24 protein-coding genes are annotated in these 23,434 nt (G+C 68.3%); 5 read left to right on the top strand and 19 right to left on the bottom strand.

Annotated features, from left to right (window positions below; translation table 11 throughout):
* Positions 1 to 378: 378 nt before the first annotated feature.
* Positions 379 to 1,374, top strand: a complete 996-nt coding sequence (locus AB0L71_RS15375; RefSeq protein WP_365242643.1) for a MarR family transcriptional regulator — start codon at positions 379 to 381, stop codon at positions 1,372 to 1,374.
* A 279-nt stretch (positions 1,375 to 1,653) separates the two neighbouring features.
* The gene (locus AB0L71_RS15370) at positions 1,654 to 2,166 is read left to right on the top strand and encodes a hypothetical protein (protein WP_365242642.1); all 513 of its coding nucleotides are present in this window, start codon (positions 1,654 to 1,656) and stop codon (positions 2,164 to 2,166) included.
* A gap of 261 nt (positions 2,167 to 2,427) precedes the next feature.
* Here the strand turns inward: AB0L71_RS15370 and AB0L71_RS15365 are convergent, their stop codons facing one another.
* Positions 2,428 to 2,760 (bottom strand): hypothetical protein, encoded by a 333-nt coding sequence (locus tag AB0L71_RS15365; protein WP_365242931.1) that lies wholly within the window; start codon positions 2,758 to 2,760, stop codon positions 2,428 to 2,430.
* Positions 2,761 to 2,839: 79 nt separating this feature from the next.
* Here AB0L71_RS15365 and AB0L71_RS15360 point away from each other — a divergent pair, with 79 nt between their 5' ends.
* A complete protein-coding gene (locus AB0L71_RS15360) occupies positions 2,840 to 4,351 on the top strand; it encodes a S1 RNA-binding domain-containing protein (RefSeq protein ID WP_365242640.1) in 1,512 nt (503 codons plus the stop codon).
* Positions 4,352 to 4,764: 413 nt separating this feature from the next.
* Here AB0L71_RS15360 and AB0L71_RS15355 read toward each other — a convergent pair whose 3' ends face one another.
* Positions 4,765 to 5,337 carry a DUF4240 domain-containing protein gene (locus tag AB0L71_RS15355; protein WP_365242638.1) on the bottom strand — a complete coding sequence of 191 codons (573 nt, stop codon included), beginning with the start codon at positions 5,335 to 5,337 and terminating at the stop codon, positions 4,765 to 4,767.
* Positions 5,338 to 5,531: 194 nt separating this feature from the next.
* Between AB0L71_RS15355 and AB0L71_RS15350 the strand changes: the two genes are divergently transcribed.
* A complete protein-coding gene (locus AB0L71_RS15350; RefSeq protein WP_365242637.1) occupies positions 5,532 to 6,119 on the top strand; it encodes a hypothetical protein in 588 nt (195 codons plus the stop codon).
* Positions 6,120 to 6,367: 248 nt separating this feature from the next.
* On the opposite strand, the gene AB0L71_RS15345 is transcribed toward AB0L71_RS15350, so the two are convergent.
* The 14 genes from AB0L71_RS15345 to AB0L71_RS15280 all read right to left on the bottom strand — a co-directional run bounded on the left by AB0L71_RS15345 (position 6,368) and on the right by AB0L71_RS15280 (position 18,416).
* Positions 6,368 to 7,018, bottom strand: a complete 651-nt coding sequence (locus tag AB0L71_RS15345) for an OmpA family protein (protein WP_365242636.1) — start codon at positions 7,016 to 7,018, stop codon at positions 6,368 to 6,370.
* Positions 7,019 to 7,026: 8 nt separating this feature from the next.
* A complete protein-coding gene (locus AB0L71_RS15340; protein WP_365242634.1) occupies positions 7,027 to 7,638 on the bottom strand; it encodes a hypothetical protein in 612 nt (203 codons plus the stop codon).
* 31 nt (positions 7,639 to 7,669) lie between these two features.
* Entirely contained in the window at positions 7,670 to 8,284 is a 615-nt protein-coding gene (locus tag AB0L71_RS15335) for a pilus assembly protein TadG-related protein (RefSeq protein WP_365242632.1), read from the bottom strand.
* Positions 8,284 to 8,514: a hypothetical protein gene (locus AB0L71_RS15330; protein ID WP_365242630.1), complete on the bottom strand. Its 231-nt coding sequence runs from the start codon at positions 8,512 to 8,514 to the stop codon at positions 8,284 to 8,286. Before AB0L71_RS15330 ends, AB0L71_RS15335 begins: the two co-directional genes overlap by 1 nt.
* Positions 8,515 to 8,777: 263 nt before the next feature.
* Complete coding sequence (locus tag AB0L71_RS15325; protein WP_365242628.1) at positions 8,778 to 9,899, bottom strand: response regulator transcription factor; 1,122 nt, start codon at positions 9,897 to 9,899, stop codon at positions 8,778 to 8,780.
* A gap of 61 nt (positions 9,900 to 9,960) precedes the next feature.
* Positions 9,961 to 11,295 carry a histidine kinase gene (locus AB0L71_RS15320; RefSeq protein WP_365242626.1) on the bottom strand — a complete coding sequence of 445 codons (1,335 nt, stop codon included), beginning with the start codon at positions 11,293 to 11,295 and terminating at the stop codon, positions 9,961 to 9,963.
* A 51-nt stretch (positions 11,296 to 11,346) separates the two neighbouring features.
* Entirely contained in the window at positions 11,347 to 12,234 is an 888-nt protein-coding gene (locus AB0L71_RS15315; protein ID WP_365242929.1) for a DUF5936 domain-containing protein, read from the bottom strand.
* An 11-nt stretch (positions 12,235 to 12,245) separates the two neighbouring features.
* The gene (locus tag AB0L71_RS15310; protein ID WP_365242624.1) at positions 12,246 to 13,184 is read right to left on the bottom strand and encodes a type II secretion system F family protein; all 939 of its coding nucleotides are present in this window, start codon (positions 13,182 to 13,184) and stop codon (positions 12,246 to 12,248) included.
* 8 nt (positions 13,185 to 13,192) lie between these two features.
* Entirely contained in the window at positions 13,193 to 14,530 is a 1,338-nt protein-coding gene (locus AB0L71_RS15305) for a CpaF family protein (protein ID WP_365242622.1), read from the bottom strand.
* A 66-nt stretch (positions 14,531 to 14,596) separates the two neighbouring features.
* Positions 14,597 to 14,977, bottom strand: coding sequence for a TadE/TadG family type IV pilus assembly protein (locus AB0L71_RS15300; RefSeq protein ID WP_365242620.1), 381 nt, complete (start codon positions 14,975 to 14,977; stop codon positions 14,597 to 14,599).
* A gap of 3 nt (positions 14,978 to 14,980) precedes the next feature.
* Positions 14,981 to 15,463 (bottom strand): TadE family protein, encoded by a 483-nt coding sequence (locus AB0L71_RS15295; protein ID WP_365242618.1) that lies wholly within the window; start codon positions 15,461 to 15,463, stop codon positions 14,981 to 14,983.
* A 3-nt stretch (positions 15,464 to 15,466) separates the two neighbouring features.
* Positions 15,467 to 16,759, bottom strand: a complete 1,293-nt coding sequence (locus tag AB0L71_RS15290) for an AAA family ATPase (RefSeq protein WP_365242616.1) — start codon at positions 16,757 to 16,759, stop codon at positions 15,467 to 15,469.
* A gap of 7 nt (positions 16,760 to 16,766) precedes the next feature.
* The gene (gene cpaB, locus AB0L71_RS15285; protein ID WP_365242614.1) at positions 16,767 to 17,474 is read right to left on the bottom strand and encodes a Flp pilus assembly protein CpaB; all 708 of its coding nucleotides are present in this window, start codon (positions 17,472 to 17,474) and stop codon (positions 16,767 to 16,769) included.
* 75 nt (positions 17,475 to 17,549) lie between these two features.
* A complete protein-coding gene (locus tag AB0L71_RS15280) occupies positions 17,550 to 18,416 on the bottom strand; it encodes a hypothetical protein (protein WP_365242612.1) in 867 nt (288 codons plus the stop codon).
* Between the two features lie 826 nt (positions 18,417 to 19,242).
* Here AB0L71_RS15280 and AB0L71_RS15275 point away from each other — a divergent pair.
* A complete protein-coding gene (locus AB0L71_RS15275; protein WP_365242927.1) occupies positions 19,243 to 20,901 on the top strand; it encodes a glycoside hydrolase family 18 protein in 1,659 nt (552 codons plus the stop codon).
* A 75-nt stretch (positions 20,902 to 20,976) separates the two neighbouring features.
* Here AB0L71_RS15275 and AB0L71_RS15270 read toward each other — a convergent pair whose 3' ends face one another.
* From AB0L71_RS15270 to AB0L71_RS15260, 3 genes are read right to left on the bottom strand one after another with little or no spacing between them, the layout of a single operon-like run.
* Complete coding sequence (locus tag AB0L71_RS15270) at positions 20,977 to 21,387, bottom strand: RidA family protein (protein WP_365242610.1); 411 nt, start codon at positions 21,385 to 21,387, stop codon at positions 20,977 to 20,979.
* Positions 21,388 to 21,393: 6 nt separating this feature from the next.
* Positions 21,394 to 22,152: an IclR family transcriptional regulator gene (locus AB0L71_RS15265; RefSeq protein ID WP_365242608.1), complete on the bottom strand. Its 759-nt coding sequence runs from the start codon at positions 22,150 to 22,152 to the stop codon at positions 21,394 to 21,396.
* Positions 22,149 to 23,315 carry a sugar kinase gene (locus tag AB0L71_RS15260; RefSeq protein ID WP_365242606.1) on the bottom strand — a complete coding sequence of 389 codons (1,167 nt, stop codon included), beginning with the start codon at positions 23,313 to 23,315 and terminating at the stop codon, positions 22,149 to 22,151. Before AB0L71_RS15260 ends, AB0L71_RS15265 begins: the two co-directional genes overlap by 4 nt.
* Between the last annotated feature and the right edge of the window lie 119 nt (positions 23,316 to 23,434).

Here is a 23,434-nt window from a genome sequence, read left to right as displayed (position 1 = left end):
TCGCCCACCGCTTCGTCACTCTTTCAGGGGACCGTGAGAGGCATACGGACCGACGCTTGAGCTTCGGGATTCGAGGGTCGAGAACCGAGCTCCGAGATTCGAGCGGTGTTGTTCAACCGGGAGGTAGATAGGGGTGGTTGGGGAAAACCTCCCTCCCTCCCCACCCCGCCACGGCCAGCAAGTATGACTAATCGTGAGCGAGTTGTGGCGGAGGGTCGCGGCTGCTTACGGTGCCCTCAACGAATCGACCCCGACGCGGTGTACTCAGCACCGGCCGGGGTCTCACCCAAGATCGAACACCCAAAGAAAGACGATCTCGTGGCTACTCAGCAGCCTAGCTCCACCCTCCCCGCCCCCGCAGCCCCACGCTCGCCCCGCATGGCCCCCGCCGGCTACGGCAAGCAGTCCGTCCCTAGCCAAAGCCAGCCCGGCGTGGACGACTTCGCCTTTCTGCCGGAGCGTGAGCGGTACGTCGCCGGATACATCGACCGCCTCCCCGAAGGCGCCGCCATGGACATCAAGTCTCTCGCCCAAGACCTGCCCCTGTACGGCCAGATGGGCATCGGTACCGCCCTGCGCGCCCTCGCCGTCGCCGGACACCTGCGCCGCGTACGCTGCCGCGTGAAGCGGGACGACCAGTGCCGCTGGGTAACGGTCACCTACTGGTCACGCACCGCCCACGACAACGAATGGTGGGCCACCCACCTCGCAGGCAGAGCTGCCGCGCCGGAGCAGGCAACCGCACCCGGCGCAGCCCCCGGGCCCGAACCGTTCGTACCCCGGCAACGCACCGCGGAGAGGCCCCTGGAAGAGGACGCTGCCGCCCCCTCCAGCCCGAACGCCCCGAACCCGCAGGTATCCCAGACGCCGCACAAGCCTGGGCCGGTCGCATCCGGCCCTCCCGCTGCTACGGACCCCTCCCCCGCCTACCGCGCCCTGGCCGAACTCGGGCGCCGCGAACCCCGCCTGGCGCTCTCCGCCGCCGACTGCGCCACCCTGGAACCCCTCGCCGCCGCCTGGCTCGCACGCGGCGTCAGCACCGAGTACCTGACCTCGGCGCTGACGGCCGGGCTCCCCGCCCAGGTCGATTCTCCCGTCGGCCTGACGTATCGCCGCCTCACCAAAAAAATGCCGCCTCACCTGCCCACCGCACCCACACCCGGCCCGCCCGGCACCCCCGTACACAGCCTCCTGGTCGAGTGCACCGAATGCGGCCGCCCCGGCCCAGCCGAGGCACTCCCCGACGGCCTCTGCACCCCCTGCCACACCGCCCACCAGAAACCGGAATCACCCGACGTGGCGGCCCCGGAACAAGACGGCCGCGATGTCGCAGCCCGCGTCGCCAACCTCCGCAACCTGATGCACAGCCCCTGACCGGCCCCATGCGCAATTCGATGGGAAGGCCGCGGTGTCGAGCCCCGTCGTCATCGCGGTGGTGGCCCCTCCTCGGCCCACGGGCTCCTGGCGGGACGGCCGGGCAGACGATGCGGATTACCAGTTGTCGGCGGACACCTGGACGTGCACCGGTTGGTACAGCTGTAGGTGAACCAAGGTCTGCAGTGCGGGGGTCCGTCGAGGCATGGATCCGCCCCAGGTAATGTCCGCTTGTTCGAAACGAGCCCAAGGTCAGGGCCCGTGCGAGGGAGGGGAATCATGAGCGGTACGGAACCGATCGACAGCACGTGGGAGCTAAGCAGCAAGGAGGGCGGGAAACTCGCGGGCCGATGGTGGAAGTGGGCGCTGTCCGCCCCGGATGACCTCAGCCCGGTCCGGGACCTGACTGGGGAACACGCTGCGTGGAATCAGCCGAGCGACCTCTGGTTCCTCGCAGGCACCTACGGTGGCCGTGTGGTGCGGCGCTGTGCGGTCCCCTCCGACCGGCCGCTCTTCTTCCCTGTCCTCAACATGCAGCACACCAGGTCGTACTCGAAAGTCCCTCAGTCCCTGACAGTGGCTGAGGCCACAGCATCCCTCAACGGTCTTCCGCTGGCTTTGCAGGAGTTTTCGGCGTCGTTCCGGACGGGGCTGACGCGTCGCTTCGCCTGGGGTATCTGGGGCGGCATCGGGCCCCTGGCTCCCGGCCAGTACGTGCTGGAGATCAGGGGCAAGTCCACGAGCGGCTTCTGGGTCGACACTTTGTATCACCTGGAGGCCAAGGCTTTCTGATCTGTGTCTCGCAGCTGGCCCAGTGCGGCGTGGACGGTCACGCTCACGTGACCGTCCACATGAAAGAGCCTTCAGGGCTCTTCTGCACCCTGATCAAACGCGCTGACCCGGGATACCTGCATGCCTACGGCCCCAGCCCGGAACCGCTGACTGAAGGCATGCTTGGCAGCCTCCTGGGTCAGGTTCAAAAGTTGAGTGGTGTCGGCGGCTCGGACGGCGCGGGGGAGGGTCGGGGTCGTGTCGAGGTGACGCCAAAAGGCCTCAGCAGGCCGGGAGGTCAGCGGGGCCGAAATGCGATCTGCGGAATGCGATCTGCTGACGGGCAGGTCCCCAGGCTTCCTCAAACTCCTCGAAGGTAAGTTGCTCGGGGTCGTGGCCTTCCCATTCCGAGACGGGAAGCTCGGCTGTGATCCCGAACCTGCTGTCGTACTCATCGAGGCGGCCTGCGTCCTGGGCCCGCTGCCATTCTTCGAGAGAAGCTGCCGCGATCGGGGTCGATGCAGGACCCTGGAGTTCGATCTGCCGGGTCACCAAGCCTTCGGCGTCGACCTCAAAGTAGAACCAGATGTCTTCCTCATCCCAGTAACAGCGCATCCATGTGGTCACCAGCCCATGATGCCAAGGGCGTTCTTCCTGCTTGAACCGCATCCGACCCGTACTGGACCATAGGGATGTGCTGCCCTACGTCTATCGCGTCACCAAGTACGACCCTGCCGACCGTGACGACCACGGTCACTACACCGATGCCGAGGAAACGGTCAGCGACCACGGCCAGGTCGAGGAAGCCTATCTTCAAGCGGTCGAGTCCTTCGCCGCAGACACTGGCATCGACCGCCTGGCCGTGCGCGAGCCGCAGGTCCCGTCTCTCGCGCACTTCGGCATCGAGTGGCCGTTGGACGGCTTCGGTCTGAACGGGCTCTTCCCGACTGGCTTGGCCGGCTTCTACGACGGAGCGGAGGTGCCACTCGATATCGGTTTGGAGCTGGTGCGGGCCATGCTGCGCGACAGTGGTGCCTGGTGCCGGCTGGAGGCGGAGGGCGCATTCGCGGTACACGTGGGATGGGACCAGTACCTCTACGTCGGCAGCGTCCGCTCCTGCGAGGATGCGCTGGCCCGGACCCGCGCGCTCGGGCTGTTCCCGGAACGCATCAATGCATCCCCGTACGACATGGAGGTCGACACGGAAGGCGTCCAACGACCGGGCGACGACGACTTCTGGACCGGTCTGCGCTGGGCAGTCGCCGCGTGCCGCGCTGGAATCCTGGAAGAGACATACATCGAAGGCGCCTCACGATGGCACCGCCTCACCCGCGACACCATCGACACGATTCGTGCTGGGATCGCCCCACGGGCCAGGCTTGCCGTGTGGCCGGACTTGTCCACCGACATCGACGCGGTCCTCGACGCACTCCCTACCGAGGGCCTCGTCGAGTGTGTCTGGCAGGACAAGGACGGTTGGATCCGCAGTGCTGTCGCTGACGAGAGCGAATTCGCCGAGATGGCAGCTCAAGTCGCCGAGGCCGACGCTGCAGCGCTCCTGCCCGTATCTGCCGTTGAACGCGTCCCTGTGTGCACTGCTGTCATGCCTGACAGCGATGGAGTGGTACGGGCCCGCTGGCGGACCGAGCCGACACCGAGCGACCGGAATTGGGCGTTCCTCAAGACCCTTCACCGAGGTGAGATCGTCACCGGCAAGGTGACCCAGATCGCCGATTTCTTGGTCACTTTCGTGGATATCGGTGGCTTCGAGGCGGTGATCAACATCCCCGAGCTGTCATGGCGCCCCTTCAACCACCCCTCCGAGGTCGTTGCCGTCGGCCAGGAGATCAGTGCCGAAATTCTCGACGTAGACCCGATCCGCGAACGCGTGTCACTATCGCTCAAGGCCCTGCACGAAGATCCGATGCCACTGCTCGCCGGGCAGATCGGCCAGACCATCGTCGGCCGCGTCACCAAGCTCGTGCCGTACGGCGTGTTCGTACGCATCGAAGAGAAGGAGAACGGCTTCGAGGGAATGGTGCACAACTCCGAACTGGCGGAAAAGTCCTCGGACGACCCGCAGCTCGCCGTCCACGTCGGTGACGCTCTACTGGTCAAGATCCTGGACGTCGACCCGGTCCGGCGCCGCATCGCGCTCTCGCACCGGCAAGCGGTCTCCGCCGATAAGGACGAACCCGGCGCCTGATGGACACATGTCCGGAGCCGGCGCTCGTAGACGCGTCGTCATCCCTGCATTCGCGGGTGTCGACCTTTGGGCGACGCAGTTTCGTCTCACGGTCTTGACCCACTGTGGGTGTGCTCATTCGAGGTGCCGAGACCACCACCCACGATCAGCCAGCCAGTCCCGGAGCCGCTGATGGGCCTACCAACGTGCCATTGGAGACCTCGGCCACGAACGTGCGGTAGGGACCAGGCGGCTGGACTCCATGTGCGACTTCCCATGCCCGAACACTGGGCCAGCCAAGGGGAGGACGACGAAGGTGGTGAGGAAGGGCGTCGCTGAGGGCGGACATCGCGGTGCGGAGCCGCTGCTTGGCGAGGTCTGTCATGAGCCTCCGTTCACGCGGCGGGTCTGCTTCGATTCTAAGTTGTTGCTGCTCACTGCGGGGTGTCGCGGAGATAGAGGGCGGCGAGCCGGGGAAGCCGGCGTCGCATCTCGTTGGGATCGTCGAAGTCGAATTCTTCGCCCATGTCTTCAGAGCCTTGTTCGGGACTGTCACGTGAGGCGCGGTACTTGTCCCATGCCTCATAGAAGTCCTCTTCGTCTCCGGCGATGCGCTTGAAAGCGCCGCTGGCCGCGTAGTTGACGTCCTCGTAGAACACAGCCTCGTCGTTCTGCCCCTCCGCGGCTGCGATCACTGCCGGGTGCTCAGCAAGACTGTCCGGGCAAGCCGCTGCCCTCTCATACCAGTCGCGGCCCAGCGCGATCAGGCCGGCGCGGAAGTCCATGAAGCTGTCGTCCGAGCAGCCGCCGCCGATGAGGTAGGCAGCTGCCCAAACGTCCCATCGGTACACAGCTCCATGCACCTCGTCGAAGCGTTCCTGGTAGCGGAGGATGTCGTCCTTGGCTCGTGTAGCCAACTCATCAACCAGAGCTTCCGCGAAAGGCTTGTCTGCCGTGCTGGCCGAGCGAGCGGCATCGACGATGGTCCAGAACTCGGAGGTGTCCATGGCCGGGTACTCTGCCAGTTGGGTGCGACAACGGCTCCTTCCGGAGCGCCAAGAGGGACAGCAACGACTGGTGAACGCCCACGCCTCCGGGAAGACCCGGGCGTTGAGCAGGCCACCCCCTAAGGCGGCTTTCCGGGTGTGCTGGGGGATCGTCCCGATGGTCCGTACTCAGGCCAGGCAGCGACCGTAGGGGCATGACATCGGTAACCCGCACCACTCGACTGCTCTGTGTTCTCATTCCCCTTCTGCTGCTGTTGTACGGCGTGCTTCGGCTGATCGACGGCATGGACGGCGACCACGGCCCGGGGGTGGCCTGGAACCTCGGCCATGCGTTCTTCCTCGCTTCCTTCCTTCTGCTCGGCGCCTTCGTCGTGGTGCTGCGCAGCCTCGTTCCGGCAGCCACCATCCGGATGAGAACCGCTGCCAATGCCGCCATGGTTGCCGGAGTGTTCGGCGCAGGCTGCTTCGTCTGGGTCATCCTCGGCGACCTGTTCTCCAGCCTCGCCGAGTCCGCCCCGCTGCCCGGCCCTCTCAAGCTCGCAGGGCCGATGGCTTTCCAACTCGGCATGCTCGCCCTGCTGACCATGATGGCGACCGTACGGCCCAGGCAGCTGCAGTGGTGGAGCCCGGCGCTCGTGTTCGTGTTCTTCATCCTGATCTCGGTCAACCTTGACCTGATCCCGCTCGCGGCCATCGTCCTCATGGCCGGCCTCACGCCGTTGGCTCGTAGCCGCACCTCGGATGCCACGCGCGCGCCCGTCAGCGAGGACGCGGTCGGCTGAGCGAGCCACCACTCGACGGCATCCGTGTCGCCGGTCAGCGGAGATCATTTACGGAACACTCTCAGGGGGCCACGGCGTCGGCCTCTTCCCCATGGGTGGTTCGGGCTGTCGCTCGAACCACCCATGAGAGTACGGATCCTGACCTGCAGATCCCAGAACCCTGTTACTTCTTACCTCTTTTGACCATCTCGCCCGAGACTTGGCCAAGAGTCCTGAGGCCCTTCAGCCCCCGTGCGTGTGCGGTCGCCTCAGGAAGAGGTGCCGCGCGGGAAGGAGACCTCCACGCGTCGGTTCTTCTTGCGGCCCTCTTCCGTGCTGTTGCTGGCGATCGGGTACTGCTCGCCGTAACCGCGGATGTCGAAGGTGACGTTCGATCCCAACTGCTTGACCAGCACCGACTGCACGGCGTTGGCACGCTGCTTGGACAGCACGTCACCGTGGGCCGCCGAACCGAGGTTGTCGGTGAATCCGAAGACGCGCACCTTGGTGGCATTCTGCTTCTTGATCTCGTCAGCGATCGCGGCGATACGCGCGTTGGCTGCGGAACTCAGCTTGGCGCTGTCCTTGCCGAAGAGCACCTCGGCCTGGAGTGCGAACTTGACGTTCGCGTTGCTGTCCTCGCGACGCTCGTCACCGCCCTGATCCTCGACCACCTGGACGATGTCTAGGACTTTGGCGGGGGCGAGTGTGCCGCCCTCGGGCATCTTCAGGTCGGGGTCGTTCGCGTCGACCTGGACCGGGGGTACTGACGACGCCTCGGTGCCGGGGGGCACGCTGGGGCCGTCGTCGGCGACCGCCGACGAGGCTCCGAACAGTGTGGCAGTGGCCATCACCATGGCTGATGCAACAGAGATTCCGGCAACGCCCACGGGCTTCAGCCGAGTCCGATTGAGGGTCATGTCAGCCGTCACCCTGAGATCTTCAGGGAAGCCGTCGCGAACGTCGGCAAGGTGAAGTCAACCTCGGTCGTCGTGCTCGGGGGCGCCGGGAACTGCATGAAGACCGGAATCGTCTTTCCGGCCAACAGCGGAGGGATGCTTGTGGTGCAGAGGCATCGGTTCTCCGTGTCACGAAGCACGTAGTAGCGCTTCTTCCCCGCTTTGTCGACCAGCGTGGCGCCGGCAACTGAGTTCGGGTTCTTGGCGACAATCGAACTCTCCGTTCCCGCCCAGGAACTGGTGTTGCGAGTCTGCCCGCTCTCATTCTTGATCTCGCCCTGGACGGTGACAAAGCCGCCGGAGTCACGCTTTACTTGATTGACGATGAGAGTCAGCCCATCGCCCTTAACCTCAGCCAGTTTCACATTCGGGTCCACGTTGTCCCCGGCAGCAGTGTCCTCCTGCTTGTCTCCCTTGTCCCCGTCAGAGGACTGGGGAGGAGCAGAGGACGGCGACGAACCGGCATCGTTCGTCTTTTCACCGCCATCAGCGCCGCAGCCAGCGACAGCCAGGGCCAACGCCGCCGCCAGCGAGACGGCTGCCACTGCCCTTCGGGACTTGGTGGAACGCCGAATGCTCATGGGTTCTTATTCCTTTACTCGTCGTTCGCTGTCAATTGTCGACTAGATGCACGTCGTAGAGAATCTTGCTCACCTGCGACCAGGGCGGCGGACTGCTCGGTCTGATTTCGAGCATCTGGCCACCCTCGCACGTGAAGAAGAAGATGTCCCGAATGCTGTCCTCATTGAGATCCACTGAAGTCCACGAGCAGCGAAATTCGATTACGGCGGTGGCTGAGGCTTTCGCCACCGTCTTCTCCGAACCGGGAAGCACCGACGAGTCCACTGGCTTGCGACCCTTGACGTTAACCTTGATCCGATCCCGATAGCCGCCCGGTATCGCCACACAGCCCCCGGGCATATTGAGATCAGCTTGATTCGCAGAGGCGAGCCCCTGGGCCGCATGGCAGCCAATGACCGGATGACTCTGCAGATAGGCTTCGAGCAAGTCCTCCGGCAGCGAGGCGAGGAACCCCGCCTCGAAGTTCTCACGCGCCTCATTGGCCGCAGCCAGTGCCGCCGCGTCCGCAGCGCCCTGAGCCCCATTACGCAAAGCCGATGCTTTGCCGACGGCAAAGAATGCAAACACGAGGAAGAGCAGGCCCGCCACCATCACAACATAGATGGGGAAAGCCTGCCCTGCATCGTTACGCGAACGACCAATCATCACTGCGCGGTGATGCTGTCCACCAGGCCCTTGATCCGCTCCGAGATCGCGCCACCGATCCCCGTAGCCATGATCGCACCGATGATCGCCACGACCACCAGGATGATGCCCAGGTACTCGAACGCCGTCTGGCCGCGGTCCTTGGCCTCGTAACGCTTCTGGATGGCGCTGACCGCGGTGTTGGCCCAGCCGTTGACGCGGACGGCGGTCTTCGCGGTGAAGTTCGACATGGGATTCCCCTCCGGGTTCGGCCGACCGGTAGCCGGCCGACTCACACGTTTCTCGGGTGTCGCCCGCGGTTCCGGCTTCCTCCTGGCCGGAGCCGCTGGCGACATGAGAAACATACGGCGGAACACCCTGCTCGTCGGAGGGTCCCAGGACCCATTCCCGGGCCCAAAGCGGGAGTTGGGTCTGAGCCGGGCCGTGCTGGGCCGCACGCCCCGCACTCCGCGCACGCACTGCCGCGGTCCGGAGTCCGCCGCCGCTCCCCCGCTCAGCCACGGTATCCACCGGCCCCCCGCGTCCCCGGTCCCGGCGTGGGAGCCGTGCCGAGCCAGCGGGCGATGGCCTCGCTGCGGCTGGTGCTGTGCAGCTTGGTGAAGATGCGGTTGATGTGGTTCTTGACCGTCTTCTCGCTGATGAAGCAGGTGGCGGCGATCTGCTGGTTGCTCATCCCGGACGCGATCAGCTCCATGACCTCCACCTCCCGTGAACTCAGCCCGAACTGTTGTTTGTTGGGAGCCGCACCCGGACCCCCGGCATGGAACGACTGTGCCACAGACGGTTGCATGTGCGAAAGGACCTGCGCGGGATGAACTGGGCGCGCCGCGGGGGGCGCCGGTTGCGCCTCGGGGGCGCGTGCAGGCGCGTGATGGGGCTGGACCGGGGTCGGGGGGTGGCCGTCGTAGCCGGGGTTCTGGTGCGCAACGCCCGTGGTCAGCGCCGTACCGAGCCCTTCGGGGAGGGGTCGGCCCTGGGGGCCGGGGCCCTGGCGCATATGGGCGAGGAGGGCATTGGCCGCGGTGGCGGTGAAGTGGGCCCGGCCGTCTTTGGTGTCGCGAACGGCCTGCACCAGTTGGTCGGCCGTGAACTCGCCATGGACCAGATAGCCGCTCGCGCCCAGACGCAGGGCCTCGTGGACGATTTCACTCTCACGGCTGTAGGTCAGCATCATCACCGGGGCCACCTGAACGAGGTGGGGCAGGGCGGATATGCCGTCGACGCCGGGCATGCGGACGTCGAGCAGGACGACGTCGGGGCGGTGTGCGACGGCCAGGTCGTAGGCCTGACGGCCGTCCGTGGCCTCGCCCACGACGTCGATGTCGTCGCGGCCGGAGAGCAGCACGCCCAGGCCGGCCCGGACCACGGGGTTGTCGTCGGCGACGACGACCCGCAGGGCGCCGGGGGCGGCTGCGGGCGGGCCGGGGAAGGGGGGCAGGGATGCGGATGCCGCGGACTGCTGGGGAACGGCCGCGGGGACGGGTGTCGCGGAGACGGGGAACGCCTGCGGAGCGGGTTCCGAGGTGAGCGGGGTGACGTGCGAGGACGTGTGCGGGGAGGCGTGGTTCTGTGCTGCCCAGTTCTGGCCCGGTGCACGGGAGACGTCGTCCGGCATCTGCGACCTCCTCTCAGGGTGTCATGGGGGGTGAGGGTGGAGTTGGCGCTGTTCAGTCGGATCAGTCGGAGTCAGTCGGATCAGTCGGGGGTTTTTGTTCGGGAGCGGTACCGAGAGCGGCGATCGGGAGTTCCAGGCGTACCTCGGTGCCCTTGGCCGCACGGCCCTTCCCGATCCGGATGCGGGCGCCGATGGACGCCGCGCGTTCGACCATGCCGACGAGGCCGAAGTGCCCGGCACGTCGGAGGTCGTCGAGCGTGGTGCCCGCGGGCAGGCCGCGCCCGTCGTCGTACACGCTGACGCGCAGGACATCGCCCTTCACGCCGACCAGGACGACGAGGTAGGAGGGCTGGGCGTGACGGTGGGCGTTCTCCATCGCCTCGGAGGCGACGGTGAGCAGTTGCCGGGCGACCGCCTGCGGGACGCCCGGAACGGGGGTGTCGTTGAGCAGGCGGAAGGTGGCGGTGAGGGGGTGGCGGCGGGTGAAGTCCTCGGCTCGGGCGCGTAGTTCGCGTACGACGTCGACACCGCTGTCGAGTCCGGACTCGCGGCGCAGGTCCGAGAGGAGTTCGCGGGACTCCGCTGCGGCACGGCGGGCGGCGCGGGCGACCAGTTCGGCCTGGTGCTTGACGGTGTGGGGGTCCAGCCGGTCGGACGAGGCGGCCAGGCCGTCGGCGGCCAGGGCCAGGCCGTGCAGGGTCTTGGCGACCGAGTCGTGCATCTCCCGTGCCAGGCGGGTGCGTTCGCCCTCCACGGCCTCGTTGACGGCGAGGCGGGCCCGGGTCTCGGTGAGGGCCTGGCTGGCCGTGCCGAAGCGGAGCAGCAGGTTGCGCAGGGTGACGCCGAGGGCGCCCGCGATGATGCAGAAGCCGGGCAGCAGTATGGCGGTGGCGTCGTCGGAATGCAGTCTCGGGACGGTGTTGTGGACGCCGAGGACGATGACGATCTGAAGTGCGGCGAAGATTGCCGCCCCCCGCCAGCCGGAGACGAGCCCGGCCAGCAGCGGGGTGCACACGGTGACGTAGGCGAGGGTGGACCCGGGGCCCGCGGTGACGAGCAGCAGGGCGCCGAAGAACGCGTCCAGGCCGAGCAGCCAGGGGTGGCGCAGCAGGACGGGGCCGAAGCGTTCCCAGTCGCGGAAGAGGACGTACGAGCCCATGAAGGTGACGAGGATGGCGGACCCGACCAGCCAGGAGCCCAGGCCCGCGGCGGTGTGGTCGAGGGCGAACGGGGTGGCGATGGCGATCATGGCGAGCCGGAAGCCGAAGACCTGCCGGCACATCGCCTGGAGGGCGTTCAGCTGGATGTCGAACGCCGGTCGCGAACCGGGGTCGGAGATCGCCTCACGCACCTGCGCGTTCAGTCCCGGGTGGATGCTGCCGAGCGGATACGACATGAGCCTGTCACCTCCCTTCACGTGTCTTTTCCACCGTCCACCGTCTTCATCTCACTGGCCGGTGAGGAAGCCGAAGTCGATGTCCGCTCCGTAGACGAAGCCGACCGTCAGCAGGATGAGGGTTCCGGGGAGCAGGAAGGTGGTGACCGCGAAGGTCGCCTTGGGGACGGCCCTGGCCGCCTTGCGGCGCGCGTTCTGGGCGTCGGTGCGGCGCATGTCGTTGGCGATCTGGATCAGTGTGTCGACGATCGGCGCACCGAGCTCCTCGCCCTGCTGGAGGGTGGTGACGAACATGGCCACCTGCTCCGAGTCGTTGCGCTTGCGCAGTTGCTCGAAGGCCTCGCGGCGGCTCATGCCCATGTCCATCTGGCGCAGGGTGATGCGCAGTTCGTCGGCCCAGGGGCCCTCGTACTTCTCGGCGACGCGGCCGAGTGCCTGGCGGAAGCCGAGGCCGGCCGAGACGACGACGGCGAGGACGTCGAGGAAGTCGGGGAGGGTCCGGTCGATGTGGTCGCGGCGGATCCGGACCGCCGAGATGATGCCGACCTCTGCCCAGAAGAGACCGAAGGCGATCAGCACCAGGGCGAGGAAGATCTGGCCGCGCAGGAGCATGGTGAAGGCGCCGAGGAGGCCGAGGCCGCCGTAGACGGCGCGGCGGGCGGCGTAGCGGTCGATGGTCAGACCGCCCGGATTGCCCGCCAGGTCGATCTGGCGGCGCTTCTTGTTGACGGCCTTGGGGCCCATCATCCGCAGGACAGTCGGGGCCCAGCGCATGCCGAGCCGGTCGATGCCGGAGCCGACCGCGCTGGTGCGGGTGGCGCCGACCTCCAGGGCGATCGCGAGGTCTCCGGGGAGCTTCACATCGCGCCGGTACATCCGGATGCCGGCGATGGCTCCGAAGACCGCGAGGCCCATCACTCCGGCGAGCAGCAGGTCCACGTTCCCACCCATCAGACGTCGATCCGGGACATGCGACGGATCACCAGGAATCCGATCGCGTACAGGGCGATGGAGACGACCACCGCGACCTGGCCGATGAAGGCACCGGTCATGCGGTCGAGGGCGCCGGGCATGACGGCGTTCATCAGGAGCATGGCGCCGAGGCCGAAGATCGGGACGGCGTAGGCGGTGACGGTGACCTGGGAGAGCTGGGTCTTGACCTCGCGCCGGGTCTCCTTGCGCTCCTCCAGCGTCTCGGTGAGGTTGCGCAGCGAGCTGACGACCGTACCGCCGGCCCGGTTGGACAGGACCAGGGTGGTGACGAGGACGACGAGTTCGCGGGAGGGCAGCCGGTCGGTCAGCTCGCTCATCGCGTCTTCGAGGGGCTCGCCGACGGCGAGGCGGCGGGACACCCGGGCCAGTTCCTCGCCCGCCGGGTTCTCCATCTCGTCGGCCGCCATGCCGATGGACGTCCGCAGGGCGAGGCCGGCCTGGGTGGCGTTGGCGAGGATGCGGGCGAGCTCGGGCAGCTGGTTGATGAAGCGCTCGGTGCGTTTGGTCCGCTGCCAGTTCAGGAAGGAGTTGGCGGCCCAGAGGCCGATGAGGGCGGCGACCGGGCCGAAGAAGCTCGCGAGCAGGGACGAGGCGATCATCCAGAGGCCGGCCATGGCGGCGAGCGCGTAGACGGCGAACTCGCCCGGGGTGATGTCGAGGCCCGTGGAGGCCAGCTTCAGTTCGAGCTTCCGGCCCAGGCGGGTCTTGCGGAGCCTGCTGTCGAGGCTGCGGAAGCGGCGGTGGCGTCCGGTCTCCGGGAGGTGTCCGGTGTGCGAGAGGCGGTCCACCAGGGCGTCCTGGTCGGCCTTCCCGCCGGAGTAGGCGTGCAGGCCCATGACGCCCGTGACACCGCAGAGCAGGGTGGCGCCGATGGTGAGCAGAGGGAGATTGTTCATGGCAGTACCTAATGGGCCTCTCGGATGGCGAGCTGTTCGGCGGATGCGGCGACCCCGAAGGCCTGCGGAAGGGGTTGGCTGGCCATGTAGAGGCGCTCGGCGGTCCTGCGCGGGATCGGGAGGTACTGGAACTCGCCGTTGATCCGCCCGTCGGCGTCCATCGGCTGGGCATTGAACCGGCAGACGGTCACGATGCGGTAGGGATCGCGGCCGTGCGAATCGAGTACGGCGATCTCGGTGACCTTGCGGGAACCGTCGGCGTGCCGGGTGAGCTGGACGATGACGTCGACGGCGCTGTTGATCTGGTCGTGCAGCGCCTCGAACGGGATCTTGATCTCGGACATCGAGGCCAGGGTCTGCAGACGCATGAGCGCGTCCTCGGCGCTGTTGGCGTGGACGGTGGCGAGCGAGCCGTCGTGACCGGTCGACATCGCCTGGAGCATGTCGAGCGACTCACCACCACGGACCTCACCGACGACGATCCGGTCGGGGCGCATACGCAGGGAGTTGCGGACCAGGTCACGGATGCTGATCTGGCCCTTCCCCTCGACGTTCGCCGGACGGGACTCCAGCCGGATCACATGGCTCTGCTGGAGCTGGAGCTCGGCGGAGTCCTCGATGGTGATGATGCGGTCCCTGTTGGGGATGAGGCCGGAGAGCGCGTTGAGCAGCGTCGTCTTGCCGGTACCGGTGGCGCCGGAGACGATCACGTTGAGTTTGGCCTGGACGAAGCCGGAGAGCAGGATCAGCATCTGTTCGTCGATCGAGCCGATGTCGATCATTTCCTGCAGCGTGAACGCCCTGGGGAACCGTCGGATGGTGAGCGTGGCACCGGTCAGCGCCAGCGGCGGGATGATCACGTTGACACGTTCGCCGCTGGGCAGACGGGCGTCGACCATGGGGTTCGACTCGTCAACGCGGCGGTTGACGGTCGACACGATGCGCTCGATGGTCTGCATCAGTTGTTCGTGCGAACTGAAGCGCATCGGGAGCTGTTCGACCCTGCCGCTGCGCTCCACGAAGATCTGGTCGGGGCCGTTCACCATGATTTCGGTGATGGACGCGTCTTCGAGGAGGGGTTCCAGGATGCCGAGCCCGAGGGCCTCGTCGACGACCCGGCGGATCAGCTGGGTGCGTTCGGCGGTCGAGAGGACCGGTCCCTCACGGCTGATGATGTGGCTGAGCACCCGCTCCAGCCGGGCCCGCCGGTCCGCGGCGGCGAGCGAGGACATCTCCGCCAGGTCGATCTCTTCGAGCAGCTTGGCGCGGTAGGAAGCCACCATGTGGCTGTCCTCCCGCCCCCCGCCGTTCTTGTCGGGGGCGGCGATGCGTGCCCGCAGACTCATTGCGTCACTCCTCGTTGCGACTTACGTGTTGAGCAGCTGGTGGGGCAGCCGTGCGGCGCGCCGGGGTCAGGTGCGGGGCATGGTGGAACTGCGTTCGGCCCGGCCCCAGATGTGGACGCCGGGGAGGATGTCGGGCACTTCGACGCTGACCGTGCAGGTGACTTCGTCGAGGGAGGAGGGCGGCGACAGGGAGAAATCCGCGCGGTCGGCGGTCCATCCGCTCATCGCGGCGAGGCCCGCCTCCCGGTCGCAGCCTCCGTACGACATGCTGGCCGAACGGGCCGCCGCACGGGCCCCGGTGCCCGCCTGGTTGGCCGCGTACGCGGCGAGGCCCGCCTGGATCGCGAGGAGGCCGACCAGGAGCAGCAGGGGGATGAAGCCCAGGTACTCGATGGCGACCTGGCCCCGCTCACGACGGGCGGTACGGCCGGGTGTGTGCGTGGTCATCGCTCAGCCCTCCAGCGGGTACGCGCCGTGGCCGGTGACGCGAAACGGCCAGTTGAGTACACCGGGGACCAGGACGGGCACCTGGAGCTTGACCTCCGCCTGGTACATGCTCCCCGAGGTGTGACACCTCGTCCTCATCGCCTTCTGCCAGGCGTCCGGCAGGTGTTCCTCGGCCGCGTTCCGGCACTCCTGGAACCGCAGGCCTTCCGTGATGGCCCCCTGGTGCGCCGCCTTGTCCGCCGCGTTCCCGGCGAGGGAGAAGGTGTAGCCGATCAGCGCGCACTGCCAGAGCGCGATCATCAGCAGGATGATCAGCGGGGTGACGCCGAGGAACTCGATCGCGGTCTGGCCACGGTCGCGGCCGGGGCCGGGGAGCCTGCCGCGGAGCCGGCCCCGCAGTCCGCCCCGCTGTCGGTCCCGGTCCGGGGAAGGATCAGCGTCGCGCCTTCCCCGTATCTCCGTGTCTGTCGTCTCGGTGAGTGTCATCGGTCAACTTGCCCCCTTGGTCGTCGCCCGGTACCGGGCGTCGTCGTCGCGTCGGCCGACGCGCGGGCGCCCGATCGAGCCTCGGTCGTTCCTGAACTTTCCGGCGCTCTTCTCTCCCTTGTCCGGAACCTTCACGATGCCGAGCTCACCCGCAAGGGCCCAGAGGGCCTGTTTGACGGTGCTCTTGGGGTCGAGTTCATGCAGCCGGCCGGCGTCGACGACACCCTGGAGTTCCTTGAAGTGCGCGGGAACCACCGTGTTCGCCGTCCGGGTTCCGGTGATCTTCTCGATCAGTTGCGGCTGGATCTCGGTGCTGCGGATGAAGCGGTTGACGACCGTGACCGTCTCCTCCGCCTTGCGGATCTGGAGCCGGTCCCACATGCGTACGACGCGCTTGGCGCCGCGCACCGCGATCACGTCGGGGGTGGTGACCAGCAGCGCCGTGTCGGCCATCTCGATGGCGGCGGCGCCGGCGCCCTGGAGCTGACTGCCGCAGTCGATCACCACGACCTCGTGGCGCGACCGCAGGGCGCTGACGACCTGCCGGGCCGAGCGGTCGCTGACCTCCTCGCCGCGTTCGCCGTCGCCCGGTGCGAGGAGCACGGAGAGGCCGGTGCTGTGGCTGAAGACGGCGTCGGCCAGGACCCGCGGCGAGATGTCGGTGATCGTCGCCAGGTCGACGATGGACCGCCGGAACTGCACATCGAGGTACGAGCCGATGTCGCCGGCCTGGAGGTCCATGTCGACGAGGGCCGTGGAACGCCCGGACGCCTGGGCTGCCAGGGCGAGTTGGACGGCGGCGACGGTGGCGCCGACGCCGCCCTTGGCACCGCTGACCGTGATGACCGTACCGCCGGGGCCGGTGAAGACATCGTTCCCGGAGCTCAGGTGGCGGCGGACGCCGACGGACCACTGGGCGGCCGACTGGACCCGGTTGACCAGTTCCTCGTAGCTCAGCGGAAGGGTGACGACGCCGCGCGCACCCGACTCCATGGCGGCCGCGAACAGGCCGGGGGTGACATCGGCGGTGATCAGCACGACCCCGATGGCGGGGAAGCGCAGGGAGACCTCCCGGATGAGTTCCAGCGCCGGCACCGGACCGATCCGCTCATGGACCAGCACCACCTCGGGCAGCTCGTCGAGCGACTCCCCGGCGAGCCGGGCGAGGGTGTCGATGAGCTGGGTCGAGTCGCCGACCGGAGCGGCCGGTTCGGCGTCGGGGAGCTGGCTGAGCAGAGTCGTGACGGATCTGGCCGCGTCGATGTCACCGACGGCCGGGAGGATCCTGGTGGTCATCCCGGCCTCACTTGTCCTTGTCGAGCGTGTAGGTGCGGTCACCCGGGCGGATGGTGCTGTCGCTGCCGGAGGCCAGGAGCGCGAGGCGTACGTGCTCCGCGAAGGATTCGGCGTAGGCGATGCGCTGGGTGTCGAGTGTGTTGAGAGCGAAGGTGATCGGCACGGCCTCGGTGCCCATGTTGGACTTGCCGTCCCGGTCCGGTTCCAGGGCGGTCAGCTTGCCGACGTCCAGCACCTTGGCGTTGGAGACGATGACCTTCGACTGGGAGGGTTCGCCGTCGCGCTCTCCGGCGAAGGTGGCGTAGATGTTGACCGTGGCACCGGGGGTGATCTTGCCCGCGACGCCGGTCGCGGCGTCGATCATGATGGCGATCTCCTGTTCCCCGGGCTGGAGTTCGGGGCGCTTCTGCATCATGTCGGACTGGAGCAGCGAGCCCTTGCGCAGCTGAGTGACGGCGATCTTGCCGTTGACGTCGGAGATGTCGGTGACCGCGTTGGTGGACAGCCAGCGCTTCGGCATCGAGATCTTCTCGAACTGGCCGGTGGACAGGGCCGTGTAGGGGGCCACGTCGGACTTCAGCTGGTAGGCCGAGACCTCGGGGCCGACCTTGGAGTTGACGTCGCTGATCACCGAGAGCACACCGGCGAAGGCGCCGAAGGCGCACAGGACCGACAGGAGCAGGAGTATCACGCCGCGGCGCTGGCGGGAGTTCATGAGCCGGACAACCTCGTTCGATTCGGATGCGTGGGGCAGCGGACAGAAGGGCGTCTACGGAGGAAAGTGGGAGCGCTAGGACCGGGGTGGTGCGAGCGCTCCCTGACTGAGGACACCGGCGGAGTGTGTTCGGTTCTCGGCTGCGGGAAGCGGGGAGGAGCAGAACCCGCAGCGGTCCCCTATGAGTTCCATTCCGCACCAGTGGCAGTTGTCCCGGCGGACCGAGGCAACCAGCTGGTACAGGACGGAGATGTCGGGAAGGTACGCGGCGAATTCCACCAGCTTTCCGGTTCCCCACCAGGCGGAGGAACCGGAAGGGAGTGCCGCTTCGTGAAGGGACTGGACCTGCCATGCGGGTGCGAGGGTCTGGGTGACCCACTCGGACTGTGACTGCCCTTTGGCGACCAGAAGATGCGTGGCGAATTCCGGACCGGTGGGCAGTTCGGCCTTCGGGCCGACCTTGACCAGCTGCGGGTCCGGCCCCGCCACCACGGCGAACTGGGAGCCCGGCACCCAGGACTTGGCGTGCGTCCTGAGATCCACCGGGACTCGGTCGAACCGGGTGACGGAGTGCAGCAGTGCGCCCGCGTGGATGTAGTGGGACAGCAGCCGGGCGGCGGAGGCGACCACCCCGGGGCTGAAGTCACAGATGGACAACTGACGCAGCTGCCGGACGAGCACGGCGACACCCAGAGGAGGGAGGTCCACCTTGAGCAGCGCGATGCGGTCGCTCTCCAGTACCGAGCGCACGGCGTGGAGCCGGCGCTCATGGGCGGGCGCGATGCCGGTCGGATAGACGGCGACGACGTAGCCGTGCTGTTCGAGCAGCATGTGCACGTCGCCGATGGCCATCTCCAGCGACTGGTCGTCGGGGGCCTGCAGCAGGGCGGCCGTCGGTGTCTGCTGGTCGGTCGGAGGAAGGACCAGATCAGCACTGGTCACTGCTATTGCGGTCGGCACGCTGTTCCCCGTTTCGGCTGCAGCCAAACGACGGTCATGACGTCGGCCGCTCTCGCTCCTGCTCCGCGGTCCTGGGTCAGCACTTTAACCACGTCGTACCTGGCAGAGAACACTTTTCGGAGGCCAGTACGACAACGTGCGCGAGCCGCACACACAACGCCGCCGGACCAAATCGGATCAAATAGAGAATCGTTAACTCCTGTACCACTGCGGAGTGTTACGCACCCCTCTCGGATTACCAGCGGCCGGAAATTCATCTCCGCACGTCAGACGCGATTCAGGAGATGCCCCATCGGTCCACGAGAGGGCGAACCCTCACTGTCCGGACACTCGGGCAACATCACCCGCACGAGTTCGCGCGAGGTCAACAAAAAGTCAACACAACGGCACTCCAGGGTTGTTGGCGAGCTTCCGCCGGGTCGTCGCGGGCATTCGCGGGGCCGTCGTGGGGCATCCGCGGGCGGGTTCCGGAACGCCCGGTGGAGCGGACCGACGGGTGCGGTACGCACACCCGCGGACGCCAGAGGTCTTGACAACTCGATTGGTCTGGACCAGCTTTACGGCCAGCGGTGGCCACCGTCGACCCATTCCCCACCTCCTCACTTCCTCACCTCTTCGTCTCCTCTTCGCTCTTCGCATCACGCCCGGACCGCCCGGGTACCGCCGGCCGACCCCGCCGGCTCCCCTCAGGTACCCCGTCGCGCACCCCCGACTCCCCCTACGGAGGCAGCAAGTGGAACCATCCCCCGTCAGCCACCACAGAAACCGCAGGTACCGCCCCCGGCCGCTGCTCGGCGGAGCCCTGGCCGTGCTCACGGCCGGCGCACTGACCCTCACCGGCCTCGCCACCGATGCCGAGGCCGCCGACATCGACGTCGCCAGGAACGGGGGCTTCGAGTCCGGGCTCACCCACTGGACCTGCTCCAACGGCAGCGGCACCACCGTCTCCTCCCCCGTGCACGGGGGCGCCGCAGCGCTCCAGGCCACCCCGGGCAGCCAGGACACCGCCCAGTGCACCCAGACCGTGGCCGTGAAGCCCGGCTCGACGTACACACTCAGCGCCTGGGTGCAGGGCGGCTACGCGTTCCTCGGCGCGAGCGGCACCGGAACCACCGACGTGTCCACCTGGAGCCCCGGCTCCAGCAGTTGGACCCAGCTCACCACCAGCTTCACCACCGGCCCGGCCACGACCTCGGTCACGGTGTACACGCACGGCTGGTACGGGCAGGCCGCCTACTACGCGGACGACCTCTCGCTCACCGGCCCCGACGGCGGCGGAGGCACCGACCCCGCGCCCGAGGTGCCCGCCGCGCCCGCCGGTCTCGCCGTCGGCACGACCACGTCCTCGTCCATCGCCCTGTCCTGGAACGCGGTGTCCGGCGCGACCGGCTACACCGTCTACCAGGACGGCGCGAAGGCCACGACCACCGCCGGGACCTCCGCGACGATCTCCGGACTGAGCGCCGACACCGCGTACCAGTTCGCCGTAACCGCCACCAACGCCGCAGGCGAGTCCGCCACGTCCGCGTCGGTCAGCGGGCGTACGGCCTCGTCCGGTGGCGGCGGCACCCCCGGCACCTCGGTGCCCGCGCACGCGGTCACCGGCTACTGGCAGAACTTCAACAACGGCGCGACCGTGCAGAAGCTCAGCGACGTGCCCGCGAACTACGACATCATCGCGGTCTCCTTCGCCGACGCCACGACCACACCGGGCGCCGTCACCTTCAACCTGGACTCCACGGGCCTGAACGGCTACACCGTGGACCAGTTCAAGGCCGACATCAAGGCCAAGCAGGCCGCCGGAAAGAACGTCATCATCTCGGTCGGCGGAGAGAAGGGGTCCGTCTCGGTCAACAGCGCGGCCTCCGCGACCAATTTCGCGAACTCGGTCTACGCGCTCATGCAGGAGTACGGCTTCAACGGCGTCGACATCGACCTGGAGAACGGCCTCAACTCCGCCTACATGACCCAGGCGTTGCGCTCGTTGTCCCAGCAGGCGGGCTCCGGCCTCGTCATCACGATGGCGCCGCAGACCATCGACATGCAGTCCACCTCGGGCGAGTACTTCAAGACGGCACTCAACATCAAGGACATCCTGACCGTCGTCAACACGCAGTACTACAACAGCGGTTCGATGCTCGGCTGCGACGGCAAGGTCTACTCGCAGGGCTCGGTGGACTTCCTCACCGCGCTCGCCTGCATCCAGCTGGAGGGCGGCCTCGCCCCGTCCCAGGTCGGCCTCGGCGTCCCCGCCTCCACCCGCGGTGCGGGCAGCGGCTATGTGGCGCCCTCGGTCGTGAACGCGGCCCTGGACTGCCTGGCCTCCGGAACCAACTGCGGGACCTTCAAGCCCGCGAAGACCTACCCGGGCATCCGCGGAGCGATGACCTGGTCGACCAACTGGGACGCCACGGCGGGCAACGCCTGGTCCAGCGTGGTGGCCCCGCACGTCCACGCCCTGCCGTGACCGCCGTCCGGTACCGGTGACCCGCAGCGCCGCCGCTCCCCCGGCGGCGCTGCGGCGTACCGGGCGCGGCGTGGATCAGCCGAGGACCGCGAGCGCGTCGATCTCGATGAGCAGGCCCTCGGGGAGGCCGACGTAGACCGTGGTGCGGGCGGCGGGGGGCGCCGTGAGGTTCTGCTCGGCGAAGTAGGCGTTGTAGATCTCGTTCATCTCGGCGAAGTGGTCCACGGCGGTGAGGTAGACGCGCACCATCATCACGTCGTCCCAGCTCGCGCCGCCCTCCTCCAGGATCGCCTTGACGTTGGCGAAGGTCTGGAGGGTCTGCTCGCGCAGGGTCGGGCCGGCCGGCGTCGGGGGCCGGCCCTCGGCGGCGGGGAGGAAGCCGACCTGGCCGGCGACCTGGAGGATGTTCCCCTTCCGCACCCCGTGCGAGAACTTCGCGGGCGGCGTGGTGTGGGTGCTCGGGGTGAGGGCGATCTTTTCGGTCATGACGGTTCAGGCCTTCTCGGGTCGGTCGGTGCCGGAGTATTCCCGGCTGATGGTGTCGGCGGTGCGGCGCACCAGGGGGAGCAGGGCGAGGAGTTCCTCGGCGGTGACGACGACATTGGGTGCGCTGACCGACATCGCGGCGACGACCCGTCCGTCGGCGCCCCGGACGGGGGCGCCGACGCAGTTGATGGACTCCTCGTGGCCGCCGAGGTCGGCGGCCCAGCCCTGTGCGCGGACGGCGGCCAGTTCCGCCAGGAAGGATGCGGCGTCCGGGGTCGAACGGTGCGTGTAGGCGGGGTAGTCGAGCCTTTCGGCGACGGCGCGCCGCTCGGGCTCGGGGAGGTCGGCGAGGAGCAGTTTCGCCACGGCGGCGACGGTGATCGCGACGGGCTTCCCGATCCGTGAGTACATCCTGACCGGGTAGCGGCTCTCGACCTTGTCGATGTAGAGGACCTCGTTCTCCTCGTACACGGCGAGATGGACGGTGTGGCCGCAGTGCTCGTTGAGTGCGACGAGGTGGGGGTGGGCGATCTCGCGTACGTCGAGGTGCTCGACGGCCTGCTGCGCGAGGGCGAAGAGGCGGGCGCCGAGGCGGTAGCGCTGGTCCTGCTGGCGGTGGACGAGCCCGTGCTCGTGGAGCGTACGGAGCAGGCGCAGCGCGGTCGACTTGTGGACGCCGAGCCGCTCGGCGACCTGCCCGAGGTCGGCGGGTCCCTGGGCGAGCAGCGGCAGGATGCTCAGCGCCCGGTCGACGGTCTGGCTCATCCGCGTGCCTCGCTGCCGTCGGCCCGGTGCGCGCCGGAGGCACCCGTCTGGTCGGTTCGCTCGCTCACGTCGTCGGTGACCTCCTGTTCGTGCCCCGTCCAGCCGGGGCCGAGACGAAGTCTCCCCCAGGACGCGTCGTCCAGTGCGGCAAGGACGTCGGCGTGCGCGTGGGGCGCCGGTGCGGCGAGGTCGCCGGGGGCGGTGAGGACGGCGGCGGCCATGAGGTGCCCGTGCCGGGCGCGTTCGCGCAGCGGAAGGCCGCGGAGGGTGGCGGAGAGGAACCCGGCGGCGAAGGCGTCACCGGCACCGACGGGGGCGACGACGTCGACCCGGAGGGCGGGGACATCGACGCGGAGGGCAGTGGCGGCGGTGACGCTGCCGGCTTCGAGGGGGGCGGCGGGGTGCGCGGGGCCCGGCCGGGAGAACACCGTCGCCCCGTCAGCGCCCCGCTTCACGACCAGGACGCCGGGCTCCGGGAGCGCCGCGCGGATCGCCTCGGCCCCCTTCACGCCCCAGGCCGCCAGGGCCTCGTCCTCGCCGACGAAGACCAGGTCGCAGCGGCGGGCCAGGTCCAGCAGCACCTCGGGGGCCGCGTCTGTGTCACGCCAGAGGACCGGCCGGTGGTTGACGTCGAAGGAGAGCAGGGGGCGGCCGGGCCGGGGTGCGGTCAGGTCGTCGAGCAGGGCGCGGCAGCCGGCCGAGAGCGCCGCCGTGATGCCGGACAGATGCAGCACGCGGCCCGCGAACAGCGGCCCGTACGGGACGTTGTCCGGGGACATCTCGGAGGCGGCGGACCCGGCCCGGTAGTAGGCGACCTCGTGCCCGTCGGTGGCCCGGTCGGCCGCCGTACGGAAGTAGATCCCGGTGGGCCGCGCCGGATCGCGGCGTACGGCGGAGGTGTCGACCCCGTACGCGGAGACCGCCGCCACCAGGTGGTCCCCGAAGCCGTCCGTGCCGACCCTGCTGACCCAGGCGGTCCGGTGCCCGGCGGCGGCGAGCACACAGGCGACGTTGGACTCGGCGCCGCCGATCCCACGGCGGAAGGCCGGTACGTCGGCGAGGCGTCCGGGCCGCGACGGCAGGAACGTCACCATGGACTCGCCGAGGCACACCACCTCGGCGCCCTGGAGGGCGTCGGCGGGGCCGGCCGGGGTTCCGGACACTCGGGGCTCCTCGCGGGGTCGGCGGGTCGGTGGTGCCGCGGCTGCTGCGGGGCGCCTGTTCGGGCGCGGGGGCGGGCCGTCGGCTCTCCGCATTGACCCGGCGTCGGCTCGGATGTTAG

It is taken from the genome of Streptomyces sp. NPDC052052 (assembly GCF_040680455.1).
Lineage (GTDB): Bacteria > Actinomycetota > Actinomycetes > Streptomycetales > Streptomycetaceae > Streptomyces.
Note: the sequence above shows the minus strand (reverse complement) of the source record. Positions and strands in the feature narration are given on the sequence as shown.